Origin of the sequence: Caballeronia sp. SEWSISQ10-4 2 (assembly GCF_030464885.1) — a bacterium.
Classification (GTDB): Bacteria; Pseudomonadota; Gammaproteobacteria; order Burkholderiales; family Burkholderiaceae; genus Caballeronia.
On sequence record NZ_JALPRJ010000012.1, the window covers coordinates 82,451 to 109,223 of the forward strand.

At 60.0% G+C, this 26,773-nt stretch carries 27 protein-coding genes; 16 read left to right on the plus strand and 11 right to left on the minus strand.

The window, feature by feature from the left end:
• Nucleotides 1-3: 3 nt before the first annotated feature.
• Nucleotides 4-1,206, plus strand: a complete 1,203-nt coding sequence (locus M0D69_RS10760) for a DUF2235 domain-containing protein (protein WP_301782010.1) — start codon at nucleotides 4-6, stop codon at nucleotides 1,204-1,206.
• Between the two features lie 94 nt (nucleotides 1,207-1,300).
• On the opposite strand, the gene M0D69_RS10765 is transcribed toward M0D69_RS10760, so the two are convergent.
• The 6 genes from M0D69_RS10765 to M0D69_RS10790 form a co-directional block, all read right to left on the minus strand.
• On the minus strand, nucleotides 1,301-1,633 hold the full coding sequence (locus M0D69_RS10765) for a DUF4148 domain-containing protein (RefSeq protein ID WP_301782011.1): 333 nt from the start codon (nucleotides 1,631-1,633) through the stop codon (nucleotides 1,301-1,303).
• A 466-nt stretch (nucleotides 1,634-2,099) separates the two neighbouring features.
• Complete coding sequence (locus tag M0D69_RS10770; RefSeq protein WP_301782012.1) at nucleotides 2,100-3,170, minus strand: LacI family DNA-binding transcriptional regulator; 1,071 nt, start codon at nucleotides 3,168-3,170, stop codon at nucleotides 2,100-2,102.
• A gap of 88 nt (nucleotides 3,171-3,258) precedes the next feature.
• Complete coding sequence (locus tag M0D69_RS10775; RefSeq protein ID WP_301782076.1) at nucleotides 3,259-4,530, minus strand: MFS transporter; 1,272 nt, start codon at nucleotides 4,528-4,530, stop codon at nucleotides 3,259-3,261.
• A gap of 132 nt (nucleotides 4,531-4,662) precedes the next feature.
• Nucleotides 4,663-5,397 carry a ribonuclease activity regulator RraA gene (locus M0D69_RS10780; RefSeq protein ID WP_301782013.1) on the minus strand — a complete coding sequence of 245 codons (735 nt, stop codon included), beginning with the start codon at nucleotides 5,395-5,397 and terminating at the stop codon, nucleotides 4,663-4,665.
• Nucleotides 5,398-5,418: 21 nt separating this feature from the next.
• Entirely contained in the window at nucleotides 5,419-7,179 is a 1,761-nt protein-coding gene (gene araD / locus M0D69_RS10785; protein WP_301782014.1) for an L-arabinonate dehydratase, read from the minus strand.
• Nucleotides 7,180-7,403: 224 nt separating this feature from the next.
• Entirely contained in the window at nucleotides 7,404-8,249 is an 846-nt protein-coding gene (locus tag M0D69_RS10790) for a phytanoyl-CoA dioxygenase family protein (RefSeq protein WP_301782077.1), read from the minus strand.
• Nucleotides 8,250-8,545: 296 nt separating this feature from the next.
• On the opposite strand from M0D69_RS10790, the gene M0D69_RS10795 reads away from it, so the two are divergent.
• From M0D69_RS10795 to M0D69_RS10810, 4 genes are read left to right on the plus strand one after another with little or no spacing between them, the layout of a single operon-like run.
• Entirely contained in the window at nucleotides 8,546-9,619 is a 1,074-nt protein-coding gene (locus M0D69_RS10795) for a fatty acid desaturase (protein ID WP_301782015.1), read from the plus strand.
• Nucleotides 9,620-9,645: 26 nt separating this feature from the next.
• Nucleotides 9,646-9,996: a non-heme iron oxygenase ferredoxin subunit gene (locus tag M0D69_RS10800; protein WP_301782016.1), complete on the plus strand. Its 351-nt coding sequence runs from the start codon at nucleotides 9,646-9,648 to the stop codon at nucleotides 9,994-9,996.
• Nucleotides 9,993-11,243, plus strand: coding sequence for an NAD(P)/FAD-dependent oxidoreductase (locus tag M0D69_RS10805; RefSeq protein ID WP_301782017.1), 1,251 nt, complete (start codon nucleotides 9,993-9,995; stop codon nucleotides 11,241-11,243). The genes M0D69_RS10800 and M0D69_RS10805 overlap by 4 nt, the downstream gene beginning before the upstream one ends.
• Nucleotides 11,240-12,112, plus strand: a complete 873-nt coding sequence (locus tag M0D69_RS10810; protein WP_301782018.1) for a sugar phosphate isomerase/epimerase — start codon at nucleotides 11,240-11,242, stop codon at nucleotides 12,110-12,112. Before M0D69_RS10805 ends, M0D69_RS10810 begins: the two co-directional genes overlap by 4 nt.
• Here M0D69_RS10810 and M0D69_RS10815 read toward each other — a convergent pair.
• Nucleotides 12,083-13,123 carry a LacI family DNA-binding transcriptional regulator gene (locus tag M0D69_RS10815; RefSeq protein WP_301782019.1) on the minus strand — a complete coding sequence of 347 codons (1,041 nt, stop codon included), beginning with the start codon at nucleotides 13,121-13,123 and terminating at the stop codon, nucleotides 12,083-12,085. The two genes, M0D69_RS10810 and M0D69_RS10815, sit on opposite strands and share 30 nt — an antisense overlap.
• A 183-nt stretch (nucleotides 13,124-13,306) precedes the next feature.
• Here M0D69_RS10815 and M0D69_RS10820 point away from each other — a divergent pair, with 183 nt between their 5' ends.
• From M0D69_RS10820 to M0D69_RS10835, 4 genes are read left to right on the plus strand one after another with little or no spacing between them, the layout of a single operon-like run.
• Nucleotides 13,307-14,308 carry a sugar ABC transporter substrate-binding protein gene (locus tag M0D69_RS10820; RefSeq protein WP_301782020.1) on the plus strand — a complete coding sequence of 334 codons (1,002 nt, stop codon included), beginning with the start codon at nucleotides 13,307-13,309 and terminating at the stop codon, nucleotides 14,306-14,308.
• 9 nt (nucleotides 14,309-14,317) lie between these two features.
• Entirely contained in the window at nucleotides 14,318-15,298 is a 981-nt protein-coding gene (locus M0D69_RS10825) for an ABC transporter permease (protein WP_301782021.1), read from the plus strand.
• A complete protein-coding gene (locus M0D69_RS10830; RefSeq protein ID WP_301782022.1) occupies nucleotides 15,295-16,095 on the plus strand; it encodes an ATP-binding cassette domain-containing protein in 801 nt (266 codons plus the stop codon). Before M0D69_RS10825 ends, M0D69_RS10830 begins: the two co-directional genes overlap by 4 nt.
• A gap of 25 nt (nucleotides 16,096-16,120) precedes the next feature.
• Nucleotides 16,121-16,930, plus strand: coding sequence for an SDR family oxidoreductase (locus tag M0D69_RS10835; RefSeq protein ID WP_301782023.1), 810 nt, complete (start codon nucleotides 16,121-16,123; stop codon nucleotides 16,928-16,930).
• Nucleotides 16,931-16,938: 8 nt separating this feature from the next.
• Here M0D69_RS10835 and M0D69_RS10840 read toward each other — a convergent pair whose 3' ends face one another.
• On the minus strand, nucleotides 16,939-17,856 hold the full coding sequence (locus tag M0D69_RS10840; protein WP_301782024.1) for a LysR family transcriptional regulator: 918 nt from the start codon (nucleotides 17,854-17,856) through the stop codon (nucleotides 16,939-16,941).
• Between the two features lie 233 nt (nucleotides 17,857-18,089).
• Here M0D69_RS10840 and M0D69_RS10845 point away from each other — a divergent pair, with 233 nt between their 5' ends.
• From M0D69_RS10845 to M0D69_RS10870, 6 genes are all read left to right on the plus strand, one after another.
• Nucleotides 18,090-18,869 (plus strand): 5-oxoprolinase subunit PxpA, encoded by a 780-nt coding sequence (locus M0D69_RS10845; RefSeq protein ID WP_301782025.1) that lies wholly within the window; start codon nucleotides 18,090-18,092, stop codon nucleotides 18,867-18,869.
• A gap of 30 nt (nucleotides 18,870-18,899) precedes the next feature.
• Complete coding sequence (locus tag M0D69_RS10850; protein ID WP_301782026.1) at nucleotides 18,900-19,142, plus strand: acetyl-CoA carboxylase; 243 nt, start codon at nucleotides 18,900-18,902, stop codon at nucleotides 19,140-19,142.
• Between the two features lie 4 nt (nucleotides 19,143-19,146).
• Nucleotides 19,147-20,556, plus strand: coding sequence for an acetyl-CoA carboxylase biotin carboxylase subunit (locus M0D69_RS10855; RefSeq protein ID WP_301782027.1), 1,410 nt, complete (start codon nucleotides 19,147-19,149; stop codon nucleotides 20,554-20,556).
• Nucleotides 20,553-21,428: an allophanate hydrolase subunit 1 gene (locus M0D69_RS10860; protein ID WP_301782028.1), complete on the plus strand. Its 876-nt coding sequence runs from the start codon at nucleotides 20,553-20,555 to the stop codon at nucleotides 21,426-21,428. Before M0D69_RS10855 ends, M0D69_RS10860 begins: the two co-directional genes overlap by 4 nt.
• Nucleotides 21,418-22,413, plus strand: coding sequence for a biotin-dependent carboxyltransferase family protein (locus M0D69_RS10865; protein WP_301782029.1), 996 nt, complete (start codon nucleotides 21,418-21,420; stop codon nucleotides 22,411-22,413). The genes M0D69_RS10860 and M0D69_RS10865 overlap by 11 nt, the downstream gene beginning before the upstream one ends.
• Before the next feature lie 164 nt (nucleotides 22,414-22,577).
• Entirely contained in the window at nucleotides 22,578-23,930 is a 1,353-nt protein-coding gene (locus tag M0D69_RS10870) for a cytosine permease (protein ID WP_301782030.1), read from the plus strand.
• Nucleotides 23,931-24,061: 131 nt separating this feature from the next.
• Here the strand turns inward: M0D69_RS10870 and M0D69_RS10875 are convergent, their stop codons facing one another.
• From M0D69_RS10875 to M0D69_RS10885, 3 genes are all read right to left on the minus strand, one after another.
• Nucleotides 24,062-24,970 carry a patatin-like phospholipase family protein gene (locus M0D69_RS10875; protein WP_301782031.1) on the minus strand — a complete coding sequence of 303 codons (909 nt, stop codon included), beginning with the start codon at nucleotides 24,968-24,970 and terminating at the stop codon, nucleotides 24,062-24,064.
• A 206-nt stretch (nucleotides 24,971-25,176) separates the two neighbouring features.
• Complete coding sequence (locus tag M0D69_RS10880; RefSeq protein WP_301782032.1) at nucleotides 25,177-25,470, minus strand: hypothetical protein; 294 nt, start codon at nucleotides 25,468-25,470, stop codon at nucleotides 25,177-25,179.
• Nucleotides 25,471-25,662: 192 nt separating this feature from the next.
• On the minus strand, nucleotides 25,663-25,917 hold the full coding sequence (locus tag M0D69_RS10885) for a DUF4148 domain-containing protein (RefSeq protein ID WP_301782033.1): 255 nt from the start codon (nucleotides 25,915-25,917) through the stop codon (nucleotides 25,663-25,665).
• A gap of 646 nt (nucleotides 25,918-26,563) precedes the next feature.
• On the opposite strand from M0D69_RS10885, the gene M0D69_RS10890 reads away from it, so the two are divergent.
• The gene (locus M0D69_RS10890) at nucleotides 26,564-26,773 is read left to right on the plus strand and encodes a hypothetical protein (RefSeq protein ID WP_047849011.1); all 210 of its coding nucleotides are present in this window, start codon (nucleotides 26,564-26,566) and stop codon (nucleotides 26,771-26,773) included.

The following is a 26,773-nucleotide window of genomic DNA, read 5'->3' on the forward strand; positions in this document are numbered from 1 at the left end:
GTCATGCCCAAGAATATTGTCTTCTGTGCCGACGGCACCTGGAACGGCCCGAACTCGGACGATCAGGACGACGGTCCCGAGACTACGAATGTGTGGAAGCTGTTCCTCAATATCGCGGGCGACCCGCACAACAGTTCCGTTCTCTACGCGAACGAGCAGGAGGTGTCCCTGAGCCTCGGCGGGCAGTGTGTTCAGGTGGCCAAGTACTTGCACGGGGTGGGAGACTCGCGCAATCCGATCATCAAGATGCTCGGAGGTGTCTTCGGCTGGGGTCTGATCGCGCGCATCGTTCGCGGCTACACGTTCATCTCGCGCAACTATGAAGCGGGCGACCTGATATTCATCGTCGGCTTTAGCCGCGGGTCCTACACCGCACGCGCGCTCGGCGGGCTGATTGTGGATCAAGGCTTGCTCAACGCGAAGACACTTGATCTTACTGATCCGCTGGTGGGGTATCGCAACGGCATTGCCGCCTGGCGTGCTCATCGCGCAAAGCGTGTTTCCGCTATTGCCCAAACCTGGAACGCTTCGATTGGTTCGCTGTTCAGAGACGTGGAAAGTTTCCTGACACTCCTGCTATCCATCGATCCGAAGGACCTTATCCCGGGCATTCAGATTCAGGCGATCGGCGTATGGGACACGGTCGGCTCGATGGGTATTCCGCTCTATGTGGAATCGGGAGACTCGCGCGTGGACGTGTTCCGCTTTGCCGACACTGCGCTTAACCCTGCTGTGTTGAATGGCTTTCATGCCGTGAGTGTGGACGAGCAGCGTGGCGATTTCACGCCAACGCTTTGGGATCCGCGCGAGAACGTGACGCAGGTGCTCTTTCCTGGCGCGCACGCCGATGTCGGCGGCGGCTATCCCCCAACCAACAACCAGAATGGCCTGTCCGACGGGGCGCTCGCATGGATGACGAGTTGTCTCAGCGGAACACTCAGCGGAATTTTATTTCGTAATCCTTTTCTGCCGATGACGCCAAGCGCCCTGGGGGTCGCTCACGAACCATGGAATAGCGGGGTGTTCGCCAATCTTCCGCGTGGTCCACGCGATTTTTCAAAGAGCCTGCCGCTCGGTGTTCATCACTCGATTCGTGACAGGCTTGCGGCAGGTCCGGTACAAGGCGATCCGTCGATCACGCCAGGTCCCTATGTACCGTCGACTCTTGCAAATTATTTCGCTACGTCCGTGACGACCTGGATCTGAGCGTTGAGAGCGACAGCGAGTACTACCGCGGCGACGGATCGGCGCGGCAGGGTCGGGCTCGAAAACAGCGCACAGAACAGAACAGCCGGCGCCCTTACTGTCCCCTGTAAAGGGACGTTGTATCCACCGGGACTTGCGGGGCACCTGCTTGCGAGCTGCCACTGGACGACGTCCCGTAGTCGCTGTTTTGCGGAGCGGCTTTTGCCATCGCCTGATTCTGCTCGGCGACCTTCGCTAACGCGATTTGCAGGTCAGTGGGGTACGTCGTGTCGCCGGCGCTTCCGTCATATCCGGCTGCCCGAAGCTGGACGAGTTCAGCGCGCACTTGCTCGCGAGTGATTGGTTCGCTCTGTTGAGCGAACGAAATGATCGGCGCGGTCAGGGCCGAGACAGAGACAGCGAGGACCGCATAGATCGACGATTTCATATTTACCTCCAGAAAGTGTTGTCCTGCGCCTGAGAGCCAGATTCGCAGGGAATATCCCCGGTTTGATAAAAAGTAATCGTCGGTGTTACACCCGATTAATAACGTTTCTTAAATGCCATGTAACGCCGACACAAACATGCGTACGCGGGACCGTGCATCCTTCCCGTCAACCACGCGCTTGAACCGCTTAACCGTATGAAGCGCCCGCTACGCACGCTTAAGTCAAACACTCGACCGATGAAGACAATCAGGAATATTGGTTGGAAGTTCAGAGCTGGCTTCCGTCATTGTCTTTACGAAGGAAGGTCATCGATCGATGACTGTAGTGTCCTCGGCCGCCGTCGAGGCCGAAACCATGCAGATGGGGGATCAGCGAAGCTTTTTGGGAGGGGAAAGGGAGCCCGGCAAAGGGAGGGAGAGACAGGCCCTCACCCGCGCGTGGTTGTGGCCGCACTGCTAGCGGTCGTCAAACCGTCTGACGTTCGACGATATGAAACCCCACATCGATCACGTTCGATTCCTTCACGCCTTTCAGGCGCTCCAGCAAACAGCGCGCAGCGCTCACGCCAATGCGCGTGCCGTCCACGCCCACGGTCGTCAATTGCGGGCTCGTTTCCGAGGCGAATTCCAGATCGCCAAAGCCGCAGATGGCCAGTTGCGACGGCACATCGATATCCTGGCGTTTCGCCTCGCCAAGCACACCGATGGCAAGCAGATCCGAGCCGCAGAATACGGCGTCGAGTTGCGGCGCCTGTTCCAGAAGTTGCGGCAACGCAGTCTTGCCGATGGACACCGAACTGGGCGGCGCGACAATCACCTCGGCTATATCGTGAATCCCCGCGCGTGCCAGCCGCTCGCGAAAGCCGGTGATACGTGCGATCGCGCGGTCGTCGTTGGCCGACACCAGGCCCGGATGCAAAACGCCACGCGCCAGGAACCGCTCGGCCACCGCTTCACCCACCCGATAGTGCGAGAAACCGACGAGCATATCGATCGGCGTATCCGTCATGTCCCATGTTTCCACTATCGGAATGCCCACATTGCGCAGCCGTTCGCGTAACGAATCCGTATGCGCGACGCCCGTCAGCAACACGCCTTCGGGACGGCGGCTCAGGACCGCATCGAGCAGCGTTTCTTCGCTGGAATCGCTGTAGCCGCTCAACGCGAGCAACACCTGATAACCCGCCTTCGACATGGTCTCGCTGAACACCTGGATAGTCTCGGAGAACAGCGAGTGCGCGATGGTCGGGACAATAGCCGCGATCAGCCGCGATTTCGACGACGACAATCCGCCCGCCAGCCGGTTCGGCACATAGCCGAGCTTGTGCACGACCTGGCGCACGCGTTCAAGCGTTTCAGGCGCGACCGATTCCGGATTGTTGAAGACGCGCGAAACCGTGATGGGCGAGACGCCCGCGACAGCCGCGACATCGGTAATGCGCAGCCCTTTGGGACCGCCGCGCGAGCGCTTGACGGGCGCGGGCGGAGCTTCGTCCTGCGAGTCGGTGGGATAAACGGTCGGCTTGTCGTTCGGCATGGTTCTTGTGGTCGTTGAAGGGCCTGACGCAGCTATTGTAGTCAACGCGGCGTAGCTTGCCTTGTCATATGCACGATAGCGCTGCGCCCTACGCCGTTTCCACCCGACGCCCATTGTCCGACTCCCGCATGCCGTCAAGGCGCTTGCGCCGAATCAGGATCAGCGTAACGACACCGAACGTAAAGAGACACGCGGCAGGGATCAACATGGGCGCCTTCGTGCTGCCGCTCACCTGCCGGACCCACGGCACCAGATTCTGCGCGATGAAACCGCCCACGTTACCCAGCGAATTGATCGCAGCTATTCCCGCCGCGGCGCGGGCGCCCGTCAGGAACTTGGGCGGCAACGTCCAGAAGCAGGGGAGCAGCAAATACATGCATGGCGCGCCAAGACTCAACGCAATAAAACGCAACGTGTTGGTCGGCAGGAAGACGCTGCCGAGAAAGAACATCACGCCCAGTACAGACGCGCAGAGCATCGCGGTCATGGTGTGGTCGCTCGCGCGCAACTTCGACGGCAACCACACCAGCACGATAGTTGCGAGCAGCCACGGCACAATGTTGATCAGACCATTGACGGTATTGCTAACACCAAATCCCTTGACCAGCGTCGGCAGCCAGTAACTCACGCCATACACCGACATGGACAGCATCATGTAATACAGCGCCATGCCGATCACGCGCGGCTCGGTCAGCACACTCAGGAAATTTGTCTTGCCCGCTTCGGTTTGCGCCGCGAGCGCACGTTCATTGTCGAGGGTATCGGCGAGCCATTTCTTCTCGGTATCCGTCATAAACTTCGCTTTGAGCGGAGACTCGGGCAAATACAGCAGCACCACAACGGTCAGAAGAATCGACGGTATGCCCGTCACAATAAACACAAGCTGCCAGCCTTGCAGACCGAAGAGTCCGCCCTTGTCGAGCAGCCAGCCGCAAATAGGTGCGCCGACCATGTTGCCGAGACTGCTGCCGACGGTGAAATAGCCGAGCATCCGCACGCGATGCCGCGATGGAAACCACAAGGTTAGGTAATAGATCACGCCCGGATAAAGCCCTGCTTCAGACGCACCCAGCAGGAAACGCAGCACGTAGAACGTCGTGGCGTTTTTCGTGAACGCGAGCAGCACGGTGACAATGCCCCACGTCAGCATGATCCGTGCGATCCAGCGAGGTGCGCCGTACTTGTGCAGCAGCACGTTGCTCGGCACCTCGAATATCAGATAGCCGATGAAAAACAAGGACGCGCCAAGCCCGTACGCCACTTCGCTCAAACCGAGACTGCCCAGCATCTGCAGCTTGGCGAAGCTGATATTCGAGCGGTCGATATACGCGATCAGATACAGCAAGCCCAGAAGCGGCATCAGCCTGAACGCCAGCCTGTTGATCAGCGGTGTTTCATCAACAGCATGTGCGGTGGGATTAACAGCAGTATTCACGAGGTCTCCTGCGCCCGCTGGCTACCAGCGTGCCGTCATATGTCCAACATCAGCGGGTTATTGTTTTTGTGCGCGCCATTGCGCGTAGGCCGCGAGCGTTTCTTCGTTCGGCGGATAGGTGCCGCGCAACGGCCTGCCTTCATCGATACGTTGAGAGATGAAAATTTCCAGTTGCTCCTGCTCGGTCGCATCGCGCGCAACTTCTTCCGCCATTTCGCGCGGCACGATCACGACGCCGTCCACATCGGCGACGACGATATCGCCCGGATACACCGCCACGCCGCCGCATGCTATTGGCACGTTCATGTCCACCGCGTGATGTTTGGCGAGGTTCAGCGGCGCGCTCGCGCCTGCACACCACAGCGGCAGGCCTAGGCCGGAGATCGTGCCGCTGTCGCGCACGGCGCCGTCGGAGACCATGCCCGCCACGCCGCGCTTCGCCAGCCGGAGCGCGAGAATCGATCCCACCGACGCCACCGAACGGTCGCCCCGGCAATCCTGAACCAGCACGCTGCCCGGCGGCGCACTTTCGACCGCTTTACGCTGCGGATGATCGGGGTCCTGAAACACGCCCACGTGATCGAGGTCTTCACGCGCCGGAATATTGCGCAGCGTGAAGGCCGGTCCAACGAGGTTTGGTGCGCCCGGCGCGGGTTTGACGAGCGGCGCGACGCCTTGCAGGAACACGTTGCGCAAGCCGCGCTTGAACAACTGCGTAGTAAGCGTAGCGGTGCTGACGTGGCGCAACAGTTCCAGCGCGGCGTTGCTGAGGGGGGTATCGGATGGGTTCATGGAGCTGTGCTTTGAATAAGGTTAATGAATCTCGGGTTCGTCGCGATTTACGCTTGACGACGCCGCCACCGGTTCTTCAAGGAAATCGAAATCGCAGCCCTTGTTTGCCTGCGTGACATGAAGCTGATGCATCACGCCAAAGCCGCGTTCGAACGGACGCTTCGGCGGCTTCCACGCTTCCCTGCGAGCGGCGAGCTCCTGATCGCTGACATCGAGATGAAGGCGCCGGCCGGGCACATCGAGTTCGATCATGTCGCCGTCCTTCACCAGCGCAAGCGGCCCGCCCACGAACGATTCCGGCGCCACATGCAGCACGCACGCGCCGTAACTCGTGCCGCTCATGCGGGCGTCGGAGATCCGCACCATGTCGCGTACGCCTTGTTTCAGCAGCTTCTGCGGGATCGGCAACTGGCCCCACTCAGGCATGCCGGGCGCACCCACCGGACCCGCATGTTGCAGCACGATCACGGACTCCGCGGTCACGTCGAGTTCTTCGCTGTCGATGCGCGCCGCCATATCGGCATAGTCCTTGAATACAACCGCCGGACCGCGTGCCTTCAGCAGATGCTGTTCCATTGCGGCGGGCTTGATCACGGCGCCATCGGGCGCGAGGTTGCCGGTTAGTACTGCGAGACCGTCGCGCTCCACCAGCGGGTTGGAGAGATTGCGGATGACGTCTGTGTCGAAGATCTCCGCGCCCGCGATGTTCTCGCCGAGCGTCGACCCGCTCACCGTCATCTGCGTACCGTCGATCAACTCGCCCAACTCCACAAGCAACGCGCGCAAACCGCCTGCATAGAAGAAATCTTCCATGAGGTATTTGCCGGCCGGGCGCAGATTGGCGAGCACGGGCGTGATGCGCGCGAGTTCATCGAAGCGCGCGGTCGTCAGGTCGATACCCGCGCGGCGCGCGACCGCCACCAGATGCACGATGGCGTTCGTGGAACCCGACATGGAGAGCACGGTGGTGACGGCGTTATCGAATGATTTCGCGGTCAGGATGTCGGAGGGTTTCTGGTCGGTCCAGACCATCTCCACAATCCGCTGGCCGGTCAGCGAGGCGAACTGCGCGTGACGTGAATCCACTGCGGGTATCGATGAAAATCCGGGCAGCGTCAGGCCTAGCGATTCGGTGGCGGTGGTCATGGTCGACGCCGTGCCCATGGTCATGCAGTGCCCCGGCGAGCGCGCAATGCCGCTTTCAATGCCCTTCCACTCCTCTTCTGTGATCTTGCCGGCGCGCAGTTCCGCCCAGTATTTCCAGGTGTCCGAGCCGCTGCCGAGCGTGCGGCCGTTCCAGTTGCCACGCAACATCGGGCCAGCCGGTAGAAAGATTGTTGGCAGGTCCATGCTGATCGCGCCCATCAGCAGGCCGGGCGTGGTCTTGTCGCAGCCGCCCATCAACACGCAGCCATCGAACTGATAGGACTTCAGCAGCTCCTCGGTTTCCATCGCGAGGAAGTTCCGGTAGAGCATGGTGGTGGGTTTCTGGAACGGCTCGGCGAGCGTCATGACGGGCATCTCGACGGGAAAGCCGCCCGCCTGCCAGACGCCGCGCTTGACCTCTTCCACACGCTGCTTGAAGTGCGTGTGGCACGAGTTGATCTCGCTCCACGTATTGACAATGGCGATGACCGGCTTGCCCATGTAATCGGACGGGTGATAGCCCATTTGCGCCGTGCGCGAACGGTGTCCGAACGAGCGCAGGTCGTTCACGCCGTACCAGCGATAACTGCGTAATTGCTCAGGGGTCTTGCGGGGAGCCTTGGGATTCGAGGACAAACTTATTCTCCTTTGCAGCGATCTCAGACGCTTTTGAATGGGCGAATGGTAACGCTATCATTTGGAGCCGTCCGTAAGGGATTACACGAATGCAGACGATGGCGGGAGTGAGTGTGCAGACCTGCCGCAATGACCGCAGAAGGAGTCAGGCCCGCTAATCGATGACGGCGCGGCCGTTTGCGTCGCTTGCATCGCACCCTGCCGGGCGCGTTTCAGTTTTCCGTTCAGCGCATGGCGTTCTTTCTACCCTCGGCGTTCGTCGCAACAGCGACCGCATCGAGATTCTGCGGATACGGGAAGTTCAAACCGAGCAACTGCCGCATCGTCGGACTGGCGTTTTTCACGAACGCCTCGCCGACCATCGCGCGCAGGTCTTCCATCGGCTTGACGAATTTCGGCAGGTACTGGATCAGCACCGCACTGCGATCCTGCGTGCTGTGGTTAGGCATCGCGCAATGCCAGGTCGCGCCGAAGAAGACAATCGCGTCGCCGGGATCCGCTTCCATACGCTCACAGCGCTCGAAGAAGGCATCGCCCTCGCCGGGATAACGCAACTCATGCTGCGTGTGCGCAACAAAAGCCGTCGCGCCGGTTTGTGGCGTGAAGGGATCGAGCGGAACGGTCACTTGCGCGTTGAGCGGAAAGCTCGCGTTGATGCCGACCGGGAACGTCCCCGGCGCATGAAAATCCCAGTACGGGTAATCGATATGCGGCTCTTGCCCGGGACCGTCCGGGAGGATGCGATTCGCGGCAATCGATCCCATGATGAAGTCTTCACCGAGAAAAAGCCGCATTGCCGCGACAATGGCGGGATGCTCCGCCATCTCCGAAAACACGTCGCCTTTAGCGAGCAGATTCCACACGCGCCGTTGTAGATGCAAGCGCTGATCTTCGGCCGCCTGCCCCTGGAAATGCGTGACCGTCTGCGCGCGGTCCTGCGAATGCGCCATCACCACTCGACGCGCCTCGGCAACCTGCGCCGCGCTGAACAAGCCGCGAATGCGCACCGCGCCCGGCCCGCGCAACAACGCCTCGACTACCCCCTCCGGCGTCACCGCATTGGCTTCCATACTGTTCACAGCTATCTCCTTGACGATCCACGCGGCACTCCGGCCGCTAGTGCTCACTAGCATAGAAGACCGTTTGCGCCAATGCAAAGAATATTTCACGAGTTAAATTCGTGGAATTTAATTTCCATTTCAACAACCCATAGCCGACGTGCTCCCCAGCCATGCCTGATGGAAATCCATCATTTTTTTGAGTGAGCGGCGGGCTCCGCTCATCTATCGTTGTCTCAACAAGAAGGCCACCCGCCACGTTGTACTGACGGGAAGCGCTCAAACATCATCAAGCAGGAGACAACCCTATGTCCTCAACTTCCGACGTCGACGGCAGCGATGCGGCCAAGCCCGGCCTCACCGACCCGACCCTCGACGAGCGTATCGGCCGGCAGTGGTATCAGCCGCGCATCCCGCGCGCCGTGCTGAAGGAACTGATGAAACGCAGCGACGCCGAAGGCCTTCGCAACTTCGGGCCGTGGCTGTTGCTGCTGGTCGCGTCGGGTGTGGTAGCGGCGTTGAGCTGGGGCACGTGGTGGGCGGTGCCGGCCTTCTTTGTCTACGGCACGATCTATTCGTCCAGCGACGCCCGCTGGCATGAACTCGCCCACGGCACGCCGTTCAAGACCCGCTGGCTCAACGACGCCTTCTACCACCTTTCGTCCTTCATGACGATCCGCGAAGCTTACTGGTGGCGCTGGAGCCACGCGCGGCATCACACGCATACTTACTTTCAAGAGCGCGATCCGGAGATCCAGGTCGCGCGGCCAACCCAGGTTCTGCCGATCATCGTCGACTTCTTTGGACTGCTGGGCAGTTCGCTTGAGATAGGCAAGATCGTCCGGCATGCGTTCGGTCGCGTGGATGCCGCTACCGATGCCTTCCTCCCCGCCACCGAAAAACCGAAGATGATCTGGTCATGCCGCGTCTATCTGCTGGTGGTGATCTTCACAATCGGGCTGGCGATCACGCTGCGTAGTTTCCTGCCGCTGATGTTCGTATGGACGCCTCGTTTCTATGGCGGCTGGCTGCATCAATTACTAGGCCTGACGCAGCACGCCGGTCTGGCGGTCAACGTGAAGGATCACCGGCTGAATACACGCACGGTGTACATCAATCCGGTCTACCGCTTCCTGTATCTCAACATGAACTACCACCTCGAACATCATCTCCTGCCGATGGTGCCGTTCCACGCGCTGCCGCGTCTGCACGAGGTCATCAAGGATCAGCTTCCGCCCGCGTATCCGGGTCTTTATGCAGCGTATCAGGAGATGGTGCCTGCGCTATGGAAACAGCGTTCCGATCCGGGTCATGTGATCGAACGCAAGCTGCCGGCTGAAAGCGGGCCGCATGGTCCATTCGCCACCCAGTCGGGTATCTGAACAAGTTTAAAAACACGGAGGCTGCTGTGGCTGTTGAAACGAACGACATCGAATGGGTCGTCGCCTGTGCTGCCAGCGAGATCACCGAAGAAGACGTGATCCGCTTTGACTACGCGGGCGCGAGTTACGCGGTGTATCGGATAGCAGAGGGTTTCTTTGCCTCGGATGGCTGGTGCACGCACGAACGCGCGCATCTCGCCGATGGATTTGTTCTTGCCCGTGAGATCGAGTGTCCACTGCATCAGGGACGCTTCGATATTCCCACCGGCAAGCCCAAGAGCCCGCCGGTATGCGTGCATTTGAAAACCTATCCGGTGCGTGTTGAAGGCGGCGAAGTACTGCTCGGGGTACCGGCGCAAGCACAGGCGGCATCATGAGCAACCGTCCCGCAATGGTGATCATCGGCGCCGGCCAAAGCGGCGCGCGTGCCGCCCATGCGCTGCGCGACAACGGCTGGGAGGGCGCGATCACGCTGCTTGGCAACGAAGGTGTCGCGCCGTATGACCGGCCGCCTTTGTCCAAGGCCGTGCTGCTCGGGCAGAAAACCACCGCGCAATGCGCGCTTTACGACGAGGCGTTTTATCGCGAGCAACGTATCGATCTGCGTATCGATGCAAACGTGCAGCAGATCGACCGGGCAGCGCGGGCCGTTGTTTTGAGGGATGGGCATAGAGTCGGATATCAGCGTTTGCTGATTGCGACGGGCGCTGCGCCGCGGCGGTTGACCGTGCCGGGCGCGACCTTGGAAGGCGTGCATGTTTTGCGCACGGCGGCAGACGCTTTGAACGTACTCGACGAGTTATCGCCGGGCCGAAAGATCGCCATCGTAGGAGCGGGTTTTATCGGGCTGGAGATCGCGGCAACCGCCATTGCACGAGGCTGCGAGGTAATCGTGATCGAGGCGGCTGCCAGGGCGCTGATGCGTGCCGTGCCCGAGATAGTCGCAGCGTACTTGGTGGAACGGCACCGGCAGATGGGCGTGGACGTGCGCTTCGCCGTGCAGGTCGACCGGATCATCGGATCGGCGAAACGTGCCACCGGCGTCAAACTCTCCGATGGCACGAGCATCGCGTGCGATTGCGTGATCGCCGGCATTGGCGTGAAACCGCGCACGGAACTGGCGGAAGCTGCGGGTATCGACGTGGCCGATGGCATCGCCGTGGACGACACGCTGCGCACCAACGATCCGCATATCTTCGCAGCCGGCGATGTCTGCTCGTTCCCGCACCGGTTGTTCCGGCGGCGCATGCGGCTCGAATGCTGGAAGAACGCGGAAGACCATGCGCGCATAGTCGCGCGCAATATGCTCGACCGTGGCGAGACCTATTCCGAAGTCCCGTGGTTCTGGTCCGATCAATACGACATGACAATACAGATCGCCGGCATGCCCGGGTTTGGTGTGACGACGGCGGTGCGCGAGATAAGCGCCACGTCGCGGGTATTCTTTGCGCTGGATCGCGATGGCGTGCTGGTTGGTGCGAGCGGTGTTGGACAGGTAAGCGAAATTGCGCGCGATGTGCGAATAGCGCAAGAGTTGATCGCGCGGCGTGCATGTATAGACCCAACGCTGCTCTCTGATCGCAGCGTCAAACTCAAACCACTGCTTGCCGCGGAGGCGCTATGACGCAGCGGCTGGAAGTCTATCAATCGCTATGGGCGATGGAGCGCCGTCATACCGATGGTTATGAGCGCTCGCTTGAAGACAATATAAGACTCATCGCCGAAGCGGGCTTCGATGGAGTGAGCGCTTCCTATGAATCGCGCGATGACGTGCGTCGGCTTACCGGCTTGCTAACGCCGCTGGGCTTGCATGCCGAAGGCCAATGTTTCCCACGCACGGTAGACGACCTGCAACCGGTCCTTGAAAACGCCACCGAATTTTCCATGGATCACATCGACTTGCAGCCCGATGTACGGCCGCGTCGATTAGGTGATGCGCTCGAATTGATCGATGGCTGGACGAGGCTCGCTGAGCAAGTGGACTTTCCGGTGTATATCGAAACGCATCGGGACCGCATGACGACCGACCTGCATTTCACGCTCGATCTACTCGATGCCCGGCCGGATCTGAAACTGCTCGGCGATATCTCGCACTACCTGGTCGGACGCGAATTCGCCATGCCGGTGTCCGATGAAAACCACGCCGCCATGCATCAGGTTCTCGATCACTCGTGGGCATTTCACGGCCGCGTCGCGAGCCGCGAACAAGTGCAGATCGAAATTTCATTTGAGCCGCACCGGGTCTGGGTGGACCTGTTTCTCGATTGGTGGCGTTACGGCTTTGCATCGTGGAAACGGCGTGCCGGTCCTGACGACACCCTGGTCTTCACGTGTGAGCTGGGACCGAAACCTTACGCGATCATCGGCCGCGATGGGAACGACACGACCGACCGCTGGGCGGAATCGCTGCTGATGCGCGACTGGATCCGCGAACTGTGGAATTCGCTCATGCAGCAAGAAGCGTCAGTCGCTCAGCGGAAGGTTCTCGCGTAACAACACCGTGACCGGAATCTGCTGCGGTAACGCCACGCCGGGATCGCGATGATAGTGCCGCAAGATGATTTCGATGGAACGCATTGCTTCGCCGATCGGGTTCTGATCGAGCACGGCATCGAGCGTTCCTTCAATGAGCAAGCGCCGCGAAATGTCGTTGAGTTCGTGGCCGACGAACACCGTCGAACGAACGCGGTCGAGCGCCTGCAGCGCAGCGCCGACGCCTTCGTCGCCGACTGAAATGTTATAGATGCCGCGCAGATCGGGATAGCGCCGGAAGGCGTCGCGAGTGAGGCTTTCGGTGACCGCCGATTGCTCCCGGCTCTCGACTGTCTCCACGATGTCGCAGTTTGGGAAACGCCGCCGCAGCACCGAGCGAAAACCGCTTTCACGCTCTTCATGGCCGAGGAAATCATGCATGCCCGTCATCACGAGCACCTTGCCTCCCGCATCGCCGAGAAAGCGGCCCATGAGTTCGCCTGCGACCCGTCCTGCGCCGCGATTATCGATGCCCACGTACGCAAGCCTTCCGGTCCCCGGCAGGTCACTGGCGAGCGTGACGACCGGCATCGCGCGGCTGACCTGGCGCAACGCGTCCGTGATGTCGGGATGTTCATACGCGACGATGATCAACGCATCGGCCTTCTGCGTCACGCGGCGGATGGTCTCGACCACGTGCGCCGGTTCGAGGCTATCGAAGTAAGTCACGGCACAGATCACGCGCTGCGCCTCGAACGCCTTCTGAGCGATTTCGAAACCCTGCTTGAGATAGACGTAATACGGTGCGATGGGCTGCTGCAAGAGGATCGCGATACGCAACCAGCGCACCGATACGGCGTCCAGCGCCCGGTCGATCTTCAGCTTGCGCGCCCATTCAAGCACGCGCCGCTCTTTCTCGCGCGAGACGCCGCCGCGACCGTTAAGCACGCGATCGACGGTCGCCTCACTGACGTCGGCGGCCTTGGCGATATCGGCCATGCTCGTTTTACGGCGATTGGTCAGGTCGGGCATGGGCCTTGTCGGTTTGAGAGTACGAACGAAACGATGATCGCATTAACCGCACCAGCCTATCAAGCTGGTGCATGGAACTTCCATAAATCTCCGGCAAAGAACGGAGACAGCAACACCCCGCACGACGGCCCGGCATTCGCACCGCGGATGCAGCCGCGAGCGGGACATAACAGGAGACAAACGATGACACGGAGACTCAGACTCACTTCAAAATTCGCGGTGGCGGCATGCATTGCCTCAACGCTCTTTGCCACGACCGCGGCCCGCAGCGCGGAGCCGCTGAACATCGTGATGCTGACGCACGGCGCGGCGACCAACGCATTCTGGCAAGCCGTGAAGAAAGGTTTCGACGATGCCTGCGTGCGCGTCCAGGCCCATTGCCAGATGGTCTTTACCCAGACCGATGGCTCGATCGAGCAGCAAAGCGCGAACTTCCAGGCGGCGGTCGCGCGCAAGCCCGATGCGATCCTGACGACCATTGTCGACGACAACGCGCTCACGTCGATGATCAACGACGCCCGCGCGAAGCACATCATCGTGATTGCCTATAACGTCGATCAAAGCGGCGGCGCGACGGGCGCTGCAAAACGGCAGGCGTTCATCGGCCAGAACTTTGTCCCGGCAGGACGCAGTCTCGCGCATCAACTCACCAGCCAGTTTCCCAAGGACGGGCCGATCCGCGTGCTGATCGGTGTCAGCGCGCCGGGACAGAACTGGGCCGAGCAACGCGCGAAAGGGGTGATGGATGGCCTCGATGAATGGAAGCGTGCCAATCCGAATCGCGCGATCGTGGTCGACCGGATCGACTCGGGTACGGACCTCTCGGTGACGGGCGAACGCGTCGGCGCGTATCTCACGGCGCATCCCGATACGACGGCGTACTTCGACATGGGTTTCTTCCATGCAGCCGTGGCCCGCACGCTGAAGGATCGTAACGTGCCACCGGGCAAGGTGCTGCTTGCGGGCTTCGACATCGTGCCGCAGGTCCTGCAGATGATGAAGGCCGGCTACATCCAGGCCGAGGTCGATCAGCAGCCGTACGCGCAGGGCTTCATGCCTGTGATGCAGGTCTATCTCGCGAAGTCCTTCGGCTTGGCGCCTACGGATATCAACACCGGCAATTCCCTCGTCATGCCCGCGCAGGCCGACTCGGTGATCGCACTCTCGCAGCAAGGCTTGCGCTAGGAGACTCGCATGAAAAAGCTGCTCAAGATCTACCTGCAAAAACCGGAACTGGCGGGTGTCGTGTTGCTCGCGGTGCTGATCGCTTTGTTCCAGGTGCGCTCGCAGATGATATTTCTCAGCGCCGAAAACATCCGTGGCGTGCTTGGCGTGTTGCCTGAAGTGGGGCTTGTTGCTATCGGCGTGACGCTGTTGATGATCTGCGGCGAGTTCGATTTGTCGGTGGGGTCGGTGTTTGCTCTTACACCCATGTCGATCACCTTGCTCATGAACGCCGGCGTGCCCTTCTGGCCGGCGTTTTTTATCGGGCTCGTGGTGGCCGCGTGCGTCGGGCTCGCCAACGGATTGATCACGCTGGTGTTCAACATACCGAGTTTCATCACGACGCTTGGCATGTTGTTCATCGTGAGATCACTGACTGTCGTGTTATCGGGTGGCTTTCCTCCTAACCTGCCCATAGAACGAATGCCCGCGGAACTGTTCGTTAGCTTTATCGGGCCGGAGGGATTGTTTCGTGCGTCGTTTCTTTGGTTTATCGGCATCGGGGCAGCGGCGGCGTTCTTGTTGTCCGCAACCAATCTCGGTAACTGGATGAAAGCGACCGGCGGGTTTCTTGAAGCGTCCATATCGAGCGGTGTGCCGGCGCGGCGCGTGAAGCTGTTTTCCTTCGTGCTGTGTGCGGTGCTCGCCGGTTTCGCCGGCTTGATCCAGGTGCTTCGGCTTGGCGCGGCGCTTCCATCAATAGGCGATGGTCTCGAACTACAAGCGGTCGCTGCTGCGGTGATCGGCGGGACTGCGCTGTCTGGCGGGATAGGCAACGTACTTGGCGCGGTGGTGGGTGCTCTGCTGATTCGCGTGATTGATAACGGCCTCGTGCTGACGCAAGTCGATGCCAACTGGTTCAAGTTCGCAGTCGGCAGCCTGACCATTTTTGCGGTGGTCGCCAACGCATGGATGCGCCGCACGGCGCGACATCTGAAGGTACAGCTATGAACACGATCTCTTCTGAGGCGCTGCACTCGTACACCAATGACGGCGTGACGGCCGACGCGCTAAGCACATCGACCGCGCTGATGGCCGTGCGCAACTTGCACAAGTGGTACTCCGGCGTGCATGCGCTCAAAGGGGTGAGCCTGGAATTCAAACGCGGCGAAGTCGTGGGCCTGCTTGGCGATAACGGCGCGGGCAAGTCGACGCTCATCAAGATTCTATCGGGCGTGCATCGGCCGGATGAAGGCGAGATCCTGTTTCAGGGCCGGCCTGTGCGCATCCCATCACCCAAAGCGGCGATGCAACTCGGTATCGAAACGATTCATCAGCATAACTCGCTGGTGCCGAATCTATCGATTGCGCGTAATGTGTTTATCGGGCGTGAGCCATTGCTGTTTTCGCTATTCGGCATTGGACCGATGGACCACGCGCGGATGCGCACCGAAGCCGTCAAGGCCATCGCCGATGTAGACCTGCATCTGCGTTCCGCCGAAGCGCTGCTGGGTGAGCTATCGGGCGGCCAGCGCCAGGGCGTGGCGATTGCACGCGCCATGCATTTCAAGTCGAAGCTATTGATCCTCGATGAACCGACCAATCATCTATCCGTCAAGGAAACGGACAAGGTCATTGGATTTGTGCGGGGTTTATCGGCGCAGGGCATCACGGGCGTGTTCATCAGCCACAACCTGCAGCATGTGTTTCACTCGTGCGACCGGATTGTTGCCATGGCGCGCGGAGAGGTCGTGCTCGACCGGCCGGTAGCGGAGACGTCTATCGAGGAAGTGACGGAAATGCTTTGATCGATTACTAGCGGAGACATGAATCGTGGAACAGTTCGGCGACAAGGTGGCCGTGGTCACCGGCGGTACTCAGGGACTTGGCGCTGCGATTGCAGCGCTATTGGTCGAGCGCGGTGCAAGCGGCGTGGTTATTTGCGGGCGTTCGCGAGACAAGGGTGAAGCGAAGGCGCGTGAACTGAGCGAGGCGAGCGGCGTGGACGTGCGTTACGTGCAAGCGGATCTCTCTCAAGTCGAGGATTGCCGGGCGGTGATCGCGGCGGCGGACGCGTGGTTTGGGCGCATTGATGTGCTGGTCAATGCAGCGGCCATGACCGATCGCGGCACGATCCTCGATACCGACCCCGCTCTCTTCGATCGCATCTTCGCGACTAACGTGCGCGCGCCGTTTTTCCTGATGCAGGAGACCGTCCGCGTCATGCGGCGCGAGCGCACTGAAGGGGCTATCGTCAACATTTGCTCGATGTCGGCGATGGCAGGGCAACCGTTCATCGCGGCGTATTGCGCGTCGAAGGGCGCGCTGGCCACGTTGACGCAGAACACGGGGTACGCGCTCTTGCGTAACCGGATCCGCGTGAATGGTTTGAATCTCGGCTGGATGGCCTCCGATGGCGAGGACCGGATCCAGCGGGAATATCACGGCGCGAGTGATGATTGGCTGGCGCAGGCGGGGGCGGTGCAGCCGTTTGGGCGGCTGATCGAACCGGAAGAAGCGGCGCGCGCGGTTGCATTTCTGGCGAGCGGCGAGTCGGGTCTGATGACGGGATCGATGGTGAATTACGATCAGTCGGTGTGGGGTGCGTTCGATGACACGCCACATCCGGGGGCGCCGCTTTAGCAAAATGACTAAAGATTGCTCGCGACCGAACGTGGTTCCATGAACGTGTGGCGGAAGTATTCCCGTACCGCATGCATCCCGGGACTGAACTCGCGGTTCTTGCGCCATGCGAGGCCAACGCTCATTGGCGGAACCGGATCGCGCAGGACCATGGTTTCGATCCGTTTTCCTTCCAGCGACCAGGGGCGGTAGACCATATCCGACAAGATGGCGACGCCACTGCCGTTCGCCACCATGCTGCGCACCGCCTCCACCGACGATGTCCGCAGCTTCACATTGGGCCGATGCGGCGTATCGGCCCAATAGCGCAGCGCGGTATAAGCAGCCTCATCGACAGTCAGCATGACGAACGGTTCTGGAGCGACATCGGCGAGCGTTACGCTTTCACGCTTGAGCAAGGGATGATGCGCACAAAGCCAAAGCCGGCGCGCCGAGTGAATCACGGGTTCCAGTACGAGTTCCGGGTTCGCCACGTTCGATGTCAATAGCACGGCCATGTCGTAGCGTTCGGTGATCAGGCCTTCTTCGATCGACTCGCGATTCAGCTCGTGCAGATTAATGGTGAGCAGCGGATAGAGCGTGCTTAGCCTCTGAAGATGATGCGGCAGGAAGTAACCGATCACGGTATAGCTCGCGGCGATCGTAAGGGTGCCAGTCAGCGTGCTCTCGAGATTCGGGATCCGCATGGCCTCTTCGACGGACGAAAGAATGGTGTACGCCTGATTCAGGAATTTGCGCCCGGTCTGAGTCAGCGTCACGCCGCTCGCCATGCGCACGAATAGCTGGGTGCCAAGGCTGTCTTCGAGCTCCTTTATCGCGTTTGTCACTGCCGACTGGGAAATCGTGAGCTGGATTGCAGCCTGCGATATCTGCCCGAGTTCAGCCGTCGCCACGAAGTATTTGAGCTGCCGCAAAGTCAAAGCCATGATGCCCGCCGAAAAATTGATATTGCACGCCGCCATATCTTATTCGCGCAAAATTACCAGGTCGAGTGACCGCGGCAATAAGGCAAGCGGTTGGCGTCCCATCAAAAAAACAGATACAGGGTCATCTGAAAATAGAACTATTTTGGCGAGCCGCCACACCATAAGGTTCACGTAATCGGCATTGCGGGCGAGCGGTGGTGCACACCCAGGCCGATGAACCAGGAGCGCCAATCGTGAAAAAACGCAGTATCGACCTGAATTCGGACATGGGCGAAGGTTTCGGTCCATGGACCATCGGCGACGGTGTGGACGCCGAGATCATGCCGCTGATCAGTTCAGCCAATATCGCCACGGGTTTCCATGCCGGAGACCCGAACATCATGGCGCGCACGGTTCAATCGGCGAAAGAAGCGGGCGTAGGCGTGGGCGCGCACCCGGGCTTTCGCGATCTGGTTGGATTCGGCCGCCGCACGATCACCGAGTCACCCCAGGCGCTTGTCAACGACATCGTGTTCCAGCTAGGAGCACTGCGCGAGTTCGCGAGGCTCGCAAACGTCGGCGTGCAGCATGTAAAGCCTCACGGTGCGCTCTACATGCTCGCCGCAAAGGATGAAGAGCTGTCGCGCTGTCTGGTTGCGACCCTGCAGAAAATCGATCCGAGCTTGCTGTTGTACTGCATGGAGTCGTCGGTGACCTATCAGGTTGCCCGCGAATTGGGCCAGCCCGTGGTCCGCGAGTTCTACGCCGATCGTGACTACGACGCGAGCGGGTCGATCGTTTTCACCCGCCGCGTCGGCCGGCTCGATGCAGCCCAGGTCGCCGCAAAAGTACTGCGCGCCTGCGTGGAAGGACGCGTGACGACGATCGAAGGTGGCGAGATAGACATCGACTTCGATTCGGTCTGCATCCATAGCGACACGCCCGGTGCACTCGAACTCGTCCAGGCAACGCGTGACACGCTGATTCGCCACGACATTCGCATCGCCGCGCCGCAACCGGCTTTCCCCCAATAATTCCGACACGCCTGAGACAGGAGTACGAGCATGGCCCAACACGACATTGTCAGCCCTTTGCCCGGGACGTTCTATAGGCGCTCATCGCCCGATGCCGCGCCGTTCGTCGAGGTCGGCGTCGAGATTGAGGAAGGCGCGACTGTGGGGCTGGTCGAGGTCATGAAGCAGTTCAGCGAAATCGAATCGACGGCTACAGGCCGCGTGACGAAGATCCTGGCCGAAGATGGCGACCCGGTCGACGCGGGTCAGGTTCTGATGCGAGTCGAGGAATAAGCCGATGTCCTTGGACGCCTTCTATACACCGCGACGCATTCGCACCGTGCTGGTCGCCAATCGCGGAGAGATCGCTGTGCGGATCATTCGCGCGGCGCAGGAACTGGGCATGCGTGCGGCCGTGACTGTCAGCGATGCGGACCGGGACAGCCTCGCCGCGCGCATGGCTGACGTAGCCGTGCCGATCGGGTCGGCGCACGCCGCTAAAAGTTATCTCAATCCAGCCGCCATTCTTGAAGCGGCTCAACAATGTGGCGCGGATGCGATTCATCCGGGCTATGGATTTTTATCGGAAAACGCGGCGTTCGCAGAGAAGGTCGAGACCGCGGGGCTGATCTTCGTCGGCCCGTCTTCGTCAATCATTGCGATGATGGGCGACAAGGCCCGCGCACGTGCCACCGCGCAACGCGCAGGCGTGCCGACCGTGCCCGGCAGCGAGGGCGTACTCGACTCACTCGATCAGGCGCGCGATGTCGCCGGCCGCATTGGTTATCCGGTGATGATCAAGGCCGCTGCCGGCGGGGGCGGACGCGGCATTCGCGTAGCACACGATGCGGCTCAGCTCGATGTGGAGTTACCGCTCGCGCAACGTGAGGCACAAGCAGCGTTCGGCAACGCCGAAGTCTATCTGGAACGCTTCATCGGGCGGGCGCGCCACATTGAAGTGCAAGTACTTGGCGATGGCAAGAACGTCGTCCATCTGTTCGAGCGCGAGTGCTCCCTGCAACGGCGTCGACAGAAGATCTTCGAGGAAGCACCCTCGCCTTCGCTGACGCGTGAACTACGCACATCGTTATGCGAATCGGCTACGCGACTGGCTCAGGAAGTCGGATATCGAAGTGCGGGCACGCTCGAATATCTGTTCGACGAAACACGCGGCGAGTTTTACTTCATCGAAATGAACACGCGTATCCAGGTCGAGCATCCGGTGACCGAAGCCATAACGGGCATTGACCTCGTGCGTGAATCCTTACGCATTGCAGATGGCGAGCCGTTGCGCTTTGAACAAGGCGATATCGTCATGCGCGGAGCCGCTATCGAATGCCGCATCAATGCCGAAGATCCGGATCGCGATTTCCGTCCGAGTCCGGGCCGTATCGATAAACTGGTGTGGCCGGCTGGCCCGGGCGTGCGAATCGATTCCATGCTGTATCAGGGCTACACCATCCCGCCATTCTATGACTCGTTGCTGGCGAAACTTATTGTCTTCGACGAAAGCCGGCCGGCGGCGCTTGCACGACTCGATCGTGCGTTGCGCGAGATGAAGATAGGCGGTGTCAAGACAACCGCGCCGCTGCATCAGGCCATGCTTGCAGACCCGGATATCCGCGCGGGCCGATACCACACGAACCATCTTGAAGCATGGATGGCGCAACGCAATGCAAAACTTGGCGAGAGTGAGGAGGCAGCATGAACGTCCGTTACACATTCGGCGGCGATGAGTTCATCTTCGTCGAGATCAGCGAGGACATGTCGCTCGATGCGTTCTTCAAGGGCACGGCCATCACACGCGAGCTGCAGCGTCGCAACGTGGCGGGCGTGACGGAAATTTGTCCGGCGAACGCGTCGTATCAGGTTCGATACGATCCGGACGTGATCGCGCCCGAGACGCTGCTGGCCCTGCTTAAAGAGATCGATGCAGAAGTGGCGGATGCCCCTCTGGAATTGGAGACGCGCATCGTAGAAGTACCTGTGCTCTACAACGATCCGTGGACCCATGAGACGCTCATGCGTTTTCGGGAGCGCCACCAGGACCCGTCATCGACCGATCTGAAGTACGCCGCGCGCATCAACGGCCTAAGCACCGTCGACGCGTTCATCGCCGCACATTCCGGTGCGCCATGGTTTGTTTCGATGGTCGGTTTCGTCGCGGGCCTGCCCTTCATGTTCCAGATGGTCGAGAGATCGCGGCAACTCGAAGTGCCGAAGTATCTGCGGCCTCGTACCGATACCCCCAAACTCACCGTCGGCCACGGCGGCTGTTTCGGTTGCATCTACTCGGTGCGCGGCGCGGGTGGGTACCAGATGTTCGGCGTGACACCCGCCCCGATCTTCGACCCTCAGCAACGCCTTTCTTACTTGCGTGATTTCATGGTGTTCTTCAAGCCTGGCGATATCGTCAAGTTCAAGCCGATCGACCGGCAAACCTATGATCGCGCCGTTGCCGAGGTCGAAGCGGGCACGTTCGAACTGCGCGTGAAACCCGTGAAATTCGTATTGAGCGAATTCAAGCATGACCCCGATGCCTATAACCGCACACTCGCCGAGGTCCTCGATGCCGACTGACAAAACCTGCGTGATTGAAGTGGTGAAGCCGGGGTTGGCGACCTCGGTTCAGGATACCGGGCGGCAAGGTTACTACTACGTCGGCATTCCGCCGTCGGGTGCGCTCGACCAGTTTTCGTTGCGAGCGGCGAACCTGCTGGTTGGAAATAGCGAAGATGCGGCGGCGCTCGAATGCACGTTGCTTGGACCGCAACTGGTCTTTCATTCAGACACACTGATTGCCGTCACAGGCGCCGAGATGACGCCAAAGATCGATGGCGTCGCACAGGCCTGCAACGTCTCGCTGCGTATCAAGGCCGGCAGCACACTGACCTTCGATCACGTGAAGGCGGGCGCACGGGCGTGCCTCGCGGTGGCGGGCGGTATCGATGTGCCGGTGGTCCTTGGCAGCCGCTCGACCTACACCCTGGGTGCGATCGGCGGACTCGAAGGGCGACGCTTGCAAAAGGGCGATCGATTGACAAGCTTTGCACCCGGTCACCAAGCGAAAGAAGGCCGTGAGCTCCCCGCCGATCTCCGAATGCCTCTCGCCAGGGAAATCGAACTGCGTGTGCTGCCCGGGCTCTATCACCATCGCCTGACCGATGAATCGGCCCACACCTTCTTCGATGACACCTGGGTGGTCGCGCCGGAAGCGGACCGCATTGGCTACCGGTACAAGCAGGGACGTGCGCTGCAATTCCGCGAACGTGTGCAGCCTTTTGGCGCGGGCGCCGACTCTTCGAACATCGTCGATGCGTGTTATCCGATCGGCTCCATCCAGGTGCCCGGCGGTCTCGAACCGATCATCCTGCATCGCGATGCCGTCTCGGGTGGCGGCTACGCCACCATCGGCACCGTGATCAGCGCGGACATGGATCTCATCGGCCAGATGCAGCCGAATCATCGCGCGCGTTTTGTCGCGGTATCGATGGACCAGACGCTCACTGCGCGTCGCGCCGCAAGCGCAAGACTTCTTCGTTTGCGCGACGTGCTGGGTCGTTAGCAACGTACTCTTTTGAATCGAAGCAAACCCGCAGCGTCGTGCTAGTCACGACGCCGCGCGGGAGACGTTCGCCCGCGGTTATTCCAGTCGTGCTTTTTTCTATTTGCGGGCGTTAGCGGGTCGCGCCTGCTTCTTTCACTCTACTGCCTGAAGGAGCAAGGATCATGGCTAACTTGTCGAAGGACCCTGCGGGACACGAACGGGATTTATCGACACACTCCGTTCCCGACAGCGCCCGAATGCCCGCATTTTCGCTGACTATGGCGTGGTGGGCCGTCTGCAGCGCGGTGTTTTATATCGTGGTCGGGGCAGCGCTCGCGCTACAGTACGGCACGCGCAATGCGCTGATCGGCATGGCGCTTTCAGTCATCTCGTATGGCATTGTCAATTCAATCATCAGCCGCTATGCGATCCGCACCGGGTTGTCGGTAGCGCTATTCTCGCGCGTGCTGTTTGGAGGTGCAGGAGCCGCGCTCGCTACGCTGATCTTCTTCGCCACGGCGATCTACTACGCTGTCTTCGAAGGCTCCGTGATCGCAGTCGCGGCGCACAACCTCTTCCCGGCGCTGGACTATAAGTGGGCGGCGCTGATCGTAGTCTGCTACAGCGTGCCGCTGGTGTTCGGCAGCGTCCAGCACTGGCTCGACAAGTTCAACGGTGTGCTGCTGCCCTTCTATCTGCTAGGCCTGCTGGCAGCAGTGCTTCTGACGACCCACGAGTATGGCTACAACGCAGCGTGGCTCGACTTCGGCCCCAAGGGCACGATACCCGCGAACGGCTGGTGGAATTGCTTCGTGTATTACATGGGCGTGTGGGTCCTGATGATGTTCACCTTCGACTATGCGCGCTTCGGCCGCCAGAAGGATGCACCCTATCACGGCCGCTTCAATTTCGGCATGCCGTTCTATCTCGTCACATTCCTGCTGAACGGCGCAGTCGGTATTTATCTGGTCAGCACGATTCCCGGATTGGGGCCGCTCTCGGAAGTATCGGTGGTGCTCGCGCTGCTGAAGCTGATGGGGATATGGGGCCTTCTGTTCGTGTGGGTTACGCAGTCGCGCATCAACACGGCGAACTACTATCTTGCCGCGATCAACATGCAAGCGTTCTTTCGAAAGGTCGCAGGTCTGCACGCGCCGAAGTTCGTCTGGGCACTCGTGGTCGGCGTAGTGGTGTATGCGCTGATGATGGCCGACGTGTTTTCAAAGATCCTGCAAGCACTCGCCTATCAGGGAATCTTTGTGGTAGCGTGGGTTGGCGTTGCGCTTGCCCATATTCTGTCGACCAAGGTCGACACCTTGCTCGGTGCAGAGATCGAGTGTCGCGACTCACACGTACCCGCGTTCAATCCGGGCGGCCTGACTGCATGGTTCGCCGGCGCGTTCGCGGGGTTGCTGCTGATGAACCTTCCGGGTGTGTTGCAATCGTTCTCCGCACCGGCCACGTTCGTCGTATCGTGGGTGACTTACCGGGCAATGCTTGTTGCCGCTAAACGAACGTGGTTCGTACGCGGCTAAGCCATTTCCACCTACGACGTCTACCAAAGCAACGGCCTCGTCATGGCGGTCGACAAGGTTCTGTTGCGGGTCAACGTACGGTCCGCGCAGGAACGACGTCGTGGGGTTGGCCGACCATTTGCGTCGAAACCTCATCGAGCCGTTGCGCTCAGCGCGGTATGCGTGTGTTCGCGCAATTCATCTGGCATAAAAGCCCGCTCAAGACCGCCCTCGCTCAGCCATGCGCGTGTCTTCCCGGCTGCCCGCTCGATCAGGCGGTCGCATTGCGTGTAGTCGTAAGGCGATACATCGAGGGGACACAATGGCGGCACGACAAAGATCTCGGCACGGGACGAGTAAAATTCCAGATCGCGCACAAGTTGCCGTGCGATGACAAGCGTTAGCGCATGCATGGCCTGCGCAATCGGGTTGCCAGGCGGCTTGCGCAGCGCACAAGCAAAACCGGCTGGTAGCACAATGACGCGCGTTGCACCGAGCGCGATGGCCACGGAGATCGGCGTATTGTTGGCCACACCGCCATCGACCAGATCCCGGTCGCCAATGCGCACCGGCGGGAACACGCCGGGAATCGCAGCGCTCGCGAGGACGGCATCCACCACCGGACCGGATGAGAGGATGACTTCGTTGCCCCTCAACATGTCAGTGGCGACTATGTGGAGCGGAATGACCGATTGCTCCACCTGTGCATACGACAAATTATTCTCCAGCAGCATGCGCAGGGCCGTTGCCTCGACGAGATGGGAACGGCCACGCAACATCATCTGGAACAGCCCAAGCATGGTGAGCGGCATGATGTCCCGCCGCCTGATGCGACACCACAGCAATTCGAGCATGGCGACGCCGTCGCTATCAGGCCGGCCAGCAAAATACGCCGCATTGATGGCTCCGGCGGATGCGCCGATCACGCAACCTGGGCGAACGCCTTGATCGAGCAACTCCCGCAGCATGCCCACCTCGATCGCGCCGAGGCTGCCGCCGCCCGCGAATACGAATGCGGTTAATCCTGGGGGAACGGATAGAGTGGGATGATGAAAGGACATGTCTGCCTCCTCTCGTGCGGGGCAATACCGGATGCAGTTTCCGCGGTTCACCGGGCAAATTCACGCGAAATGACGAGCGGCTCTATCAGGACTACGCCGCCCGGGGCTCGCCTTGGTTATCTGGAATCCGGTTACCGAAGCTGCCGCTTGCCGGAACGTCGACATCACGCCCAAGGCAGCCTCGGTAAGTCATTGCCGGACAGGACTTAGTGGCCCTTGAACAGATCCAGCAGTTGATTCTGCATTTGCATCATTTCGTGCTCGTGCTTCATCTCCATCTGAGATATCGCCTCCTGGTGTTCCATCTCCATCTGCATCATTTTCTGCTGGATGGTGATGGCCTGGGTACGTTGTTCGGGCGTCAGCTTGTCCATCATCATTTGGTAGTTCGGCGGCATAAGATACGTGCCGTTGTGCCCGATGCCCTGTGCCTGCGCGAGGCCCGCGACCAAAGAAAGCGGAAGCATTGCGCAGAGGATGACTTTTCGAATCGATTTCATTGGATCTCCAGTTTCAGGTTTGTTTATAAAATATAAGGATTACTATATAATTGGCCTATCTGCTTCCGGTTAGAGTCGACTTCATTCACATTGCAGGCCGTTCCTCACGCCGGGATTCTCCGCTCCCGCCCTACCGTGACGGACTGGTTGAAGCTTGACGCTCGGCTCGTCTTTCTATTTCCTACCCGTCGTTCAATGCCTCGTGAAATTCGGTGTACCGCCGGGTCCGTACGGATCGGGATTTCCGAAACGCGGAATAGTGCCGTCCATGCGAGCGCGGGCCAGTTCCGCGCGCACCTGCTCGCGTGTTTTTGGTCCTTGATTCGCGGCGGCCTGCATTGAGTTTGCGTCCATCCCCTGCACAGGCTGCACAGTTTGCGCGCTAGCCAGCGTCGATACGCTGAGGGCCGCCGCGGCCATGATCATTGTCAACTTGTTCATTTTCATCGTTACTCTCCGAAAGGGTCATTTAGAGACCTGCCGACGCGCCTGCCAATCAGGCATTCCTAAAATTCCACGTCTCCTGGCGCCGGACACTTGAGCGCAAGCTATTGGCCGCGCTTCATAAAGTATTTCGCCCGTTGATCGGCATTGGTTACACGACATCGAAAAGATGGTCTGTGATCAATTAGGTGGCTTCGTGTTCTCGCTCGTGTTATGCGCGCTTGCGCTAGTTCGCGTAAGCACAGCAATGGGCACAGAGTTGGCGGATGTCAGGCGCTGCTCAATCCGGCGCGGTGCCATGACCTTTGAAGGAACGGTCAGCAGGCTGTAAGCAGACGGTCAGGAATTGCTCGTTCGCTAACGCTAGCGGATGCTTTGGTCTGGTCGGGGGTGAGGAAATACGCGTGTTGGCGGGCGGCCAGACAACGAACGCGGAGGCACATAACAAGAATTTACAGTGTCGCGGTTTTCGCAGTGATATTGTCACTGATGATGACGAGTAGAGTCTCGTCATCGGCGCAAGTCATACACCTCGTTGCTAGGGGAAATAGTGTCGCCGGCGGAAGATGCTTCTGAAGATTCCAACCGCGACGTCCTTTGATATTCGTGAAACAGTAAGCGTTCACGTTCAATATATACGGTGATTACCATGGGAATTTTGGATACGGTAGGTGAGATCGTGGGCGCAGTCGCCGCAGTCGAGGCAACCGACAAGGTCGATCCGGATGCGTCACTTCTGACGAAAGGGATTGCTGCAGTCGCCGGTTTTAAAGGCGCCGGCGCTTTGGAATCGCTAGTAGAAAAGAAAGAGGACGAAGGCGGTACGGAAGCGGCTGATAACGCAGCGCCGCAAGCCTGA

Coding starts and splice junctions, on each gene's coding strand:
- M0D69_RS10880 (WP_301782032.1), bottom strand. CDS start 25,470: ATGAAATCGATTCGAAAAGTCATCCTCTGCGCAATGCTTCCGCTTTCT.
- M0D69_RS10875 (WP_301782031.1), bottom strand. CDS start 24,970: ATGTCCTTTCATCATCCCACTCTATCCGTTCCCCCAGGATTAACCGCA.
- M0D69_RS10860 (WP_301782028.1), top strand. CDS start 20,553: ATGAACGTCCGTTACACATTCGGCGGCGATGAGTTCATCTTCGTCGAG.
- M0D69_RS10795 (WP_301782015.1), top strand. CDS start 8,546: ATGTCCTCAACTTCCGACGTCGACGGCAGCGATGCGGCCAAGCCCGGC.
- M0D69_RS10850 (WP_301782026.1), top strand. CDS start 18,900: ATGGCCCAACACGACATTGTCAGCCCTTTGCCCGGGACGTTCTATAGG.
- M0D69_RS10775 (WP_301782076.1), bottom strand. CDS start 4,530: ATGCCGCTTCTGGGCTTGCTGTATCTGATCGCGTATATCGACCGCTCG.
- M0D69_RS10830 (WP_301782022.1), top strand. CDS start 15,295: ATGAACACGATCTCTTCTGAGGCGCTGCACTCGTACACCAATGACGGC.
- M0D69_RS10865 (WP_301782029.1), top strand. CDS start 21,418: ATGCCGACTGACAAAACCTGCGTGATTGAAGTGGTGAAGCCGGGGTTG.
- M0D69_RS10840 (WP_301782024.1), bottom strand. CDS start 17,856: ATGGCTTTGACTTTGCGGCAGCTCAAATACTTCGTGGCGACGGCTGAA.
- M0D69_RS10855 (WP_301782027.1), top strand. CDS start 19,147: ATGTCCTTGGACGCCTTCTATACACCGCGACGCATTCGCACCGTGCTG.
- M0D69_RS10770 (WP_301782012.1), bottom strand. CDS start 3,170: ATGCCGAACGACAAGCCGACCGTTTATCCCACCGACTCGCAGGACGAA.
- M0D69_RS10815 (WP_301782019.1), bottom strand. CDS start 13,123: ATGCCCGACCTGACCAATCGCCGTAAAACGAGCATGGCCGATATCGCC.
- M0D69_RS10765 (WP_301782011.1), bottom strand. CDS start 1,633: ATGAAATCGTCGATCTATGCGGTCCTCGCTGTCTCTGTCTCGGCCCTG.
- M0D69_RS10890 (WP_047849011.1), top strand. CDS start 26,564: ATGGGAATTTTGGATACGGTAGGTGAGATCGTGGGCGCAGTCGCCGCA.
- M0D69_RS10790 (WP_301782077.1), bottom strand. CDS start 8,249: ATGGAAGCCAATGCGGTGACGCCGGAGGGGGTAGTCGAGGCGTTGTTG.
- M0D69_RS10810 (WP_301782018.1), top strand. CDS start 11,240: ATGACGCAGCGGCTGGAAGTCTATCAATCGCTATGGGCGATGGAGCGC.
- M0D69_RS10825 (WP_301782021.1), top strand. CDS start 14,318: ATGAAAAAGCTGCTCAAGATCTACCTGCAAAAACCGGAACTGGCGGGT.
- M0D69_RS10780 (WP_301782013.1), bottom strand. CDS start 5,397: ATGAACCCATCCGATACCCCCCTCAGCAACGCCGCGCTGGAACTGTTG.
- M0D69_RS10870 (WP_301782030.1), top strand. CDS start 22,578: ATGGCTAACTTGTCGAAGGACCCTGCGGGACACGAACGGGATTTATCG.
- M0D69_RS10760 (WP_301782010.1), top strand. CDS start 4: ATGCCCAAGAATATTGTCTTCTGTGCCGACGGCACCTGGAACGGCCCG.
- M0D69_RS10885 (WP_301782033.1), bottom strand. CDS start 25,917: ATGAAAATGAACAAGTTGACAATGATCATGGCCGCGGCGGCCCTCAGC.
- M0D69_RS10805 (WP_301782017.1), top strand. CDS start 9,993: ATGAGCAACCGTCCCGCAATGGTGATCATCGGCGCCGGCCAAAGCGGC.
- M0D69_RS10820 (WP_301782020.1), top strand. CDS start 13,307: ATGACACGGAGACTCAGACTCACTTCAAAATTCGCGGTGGCGGCATGC.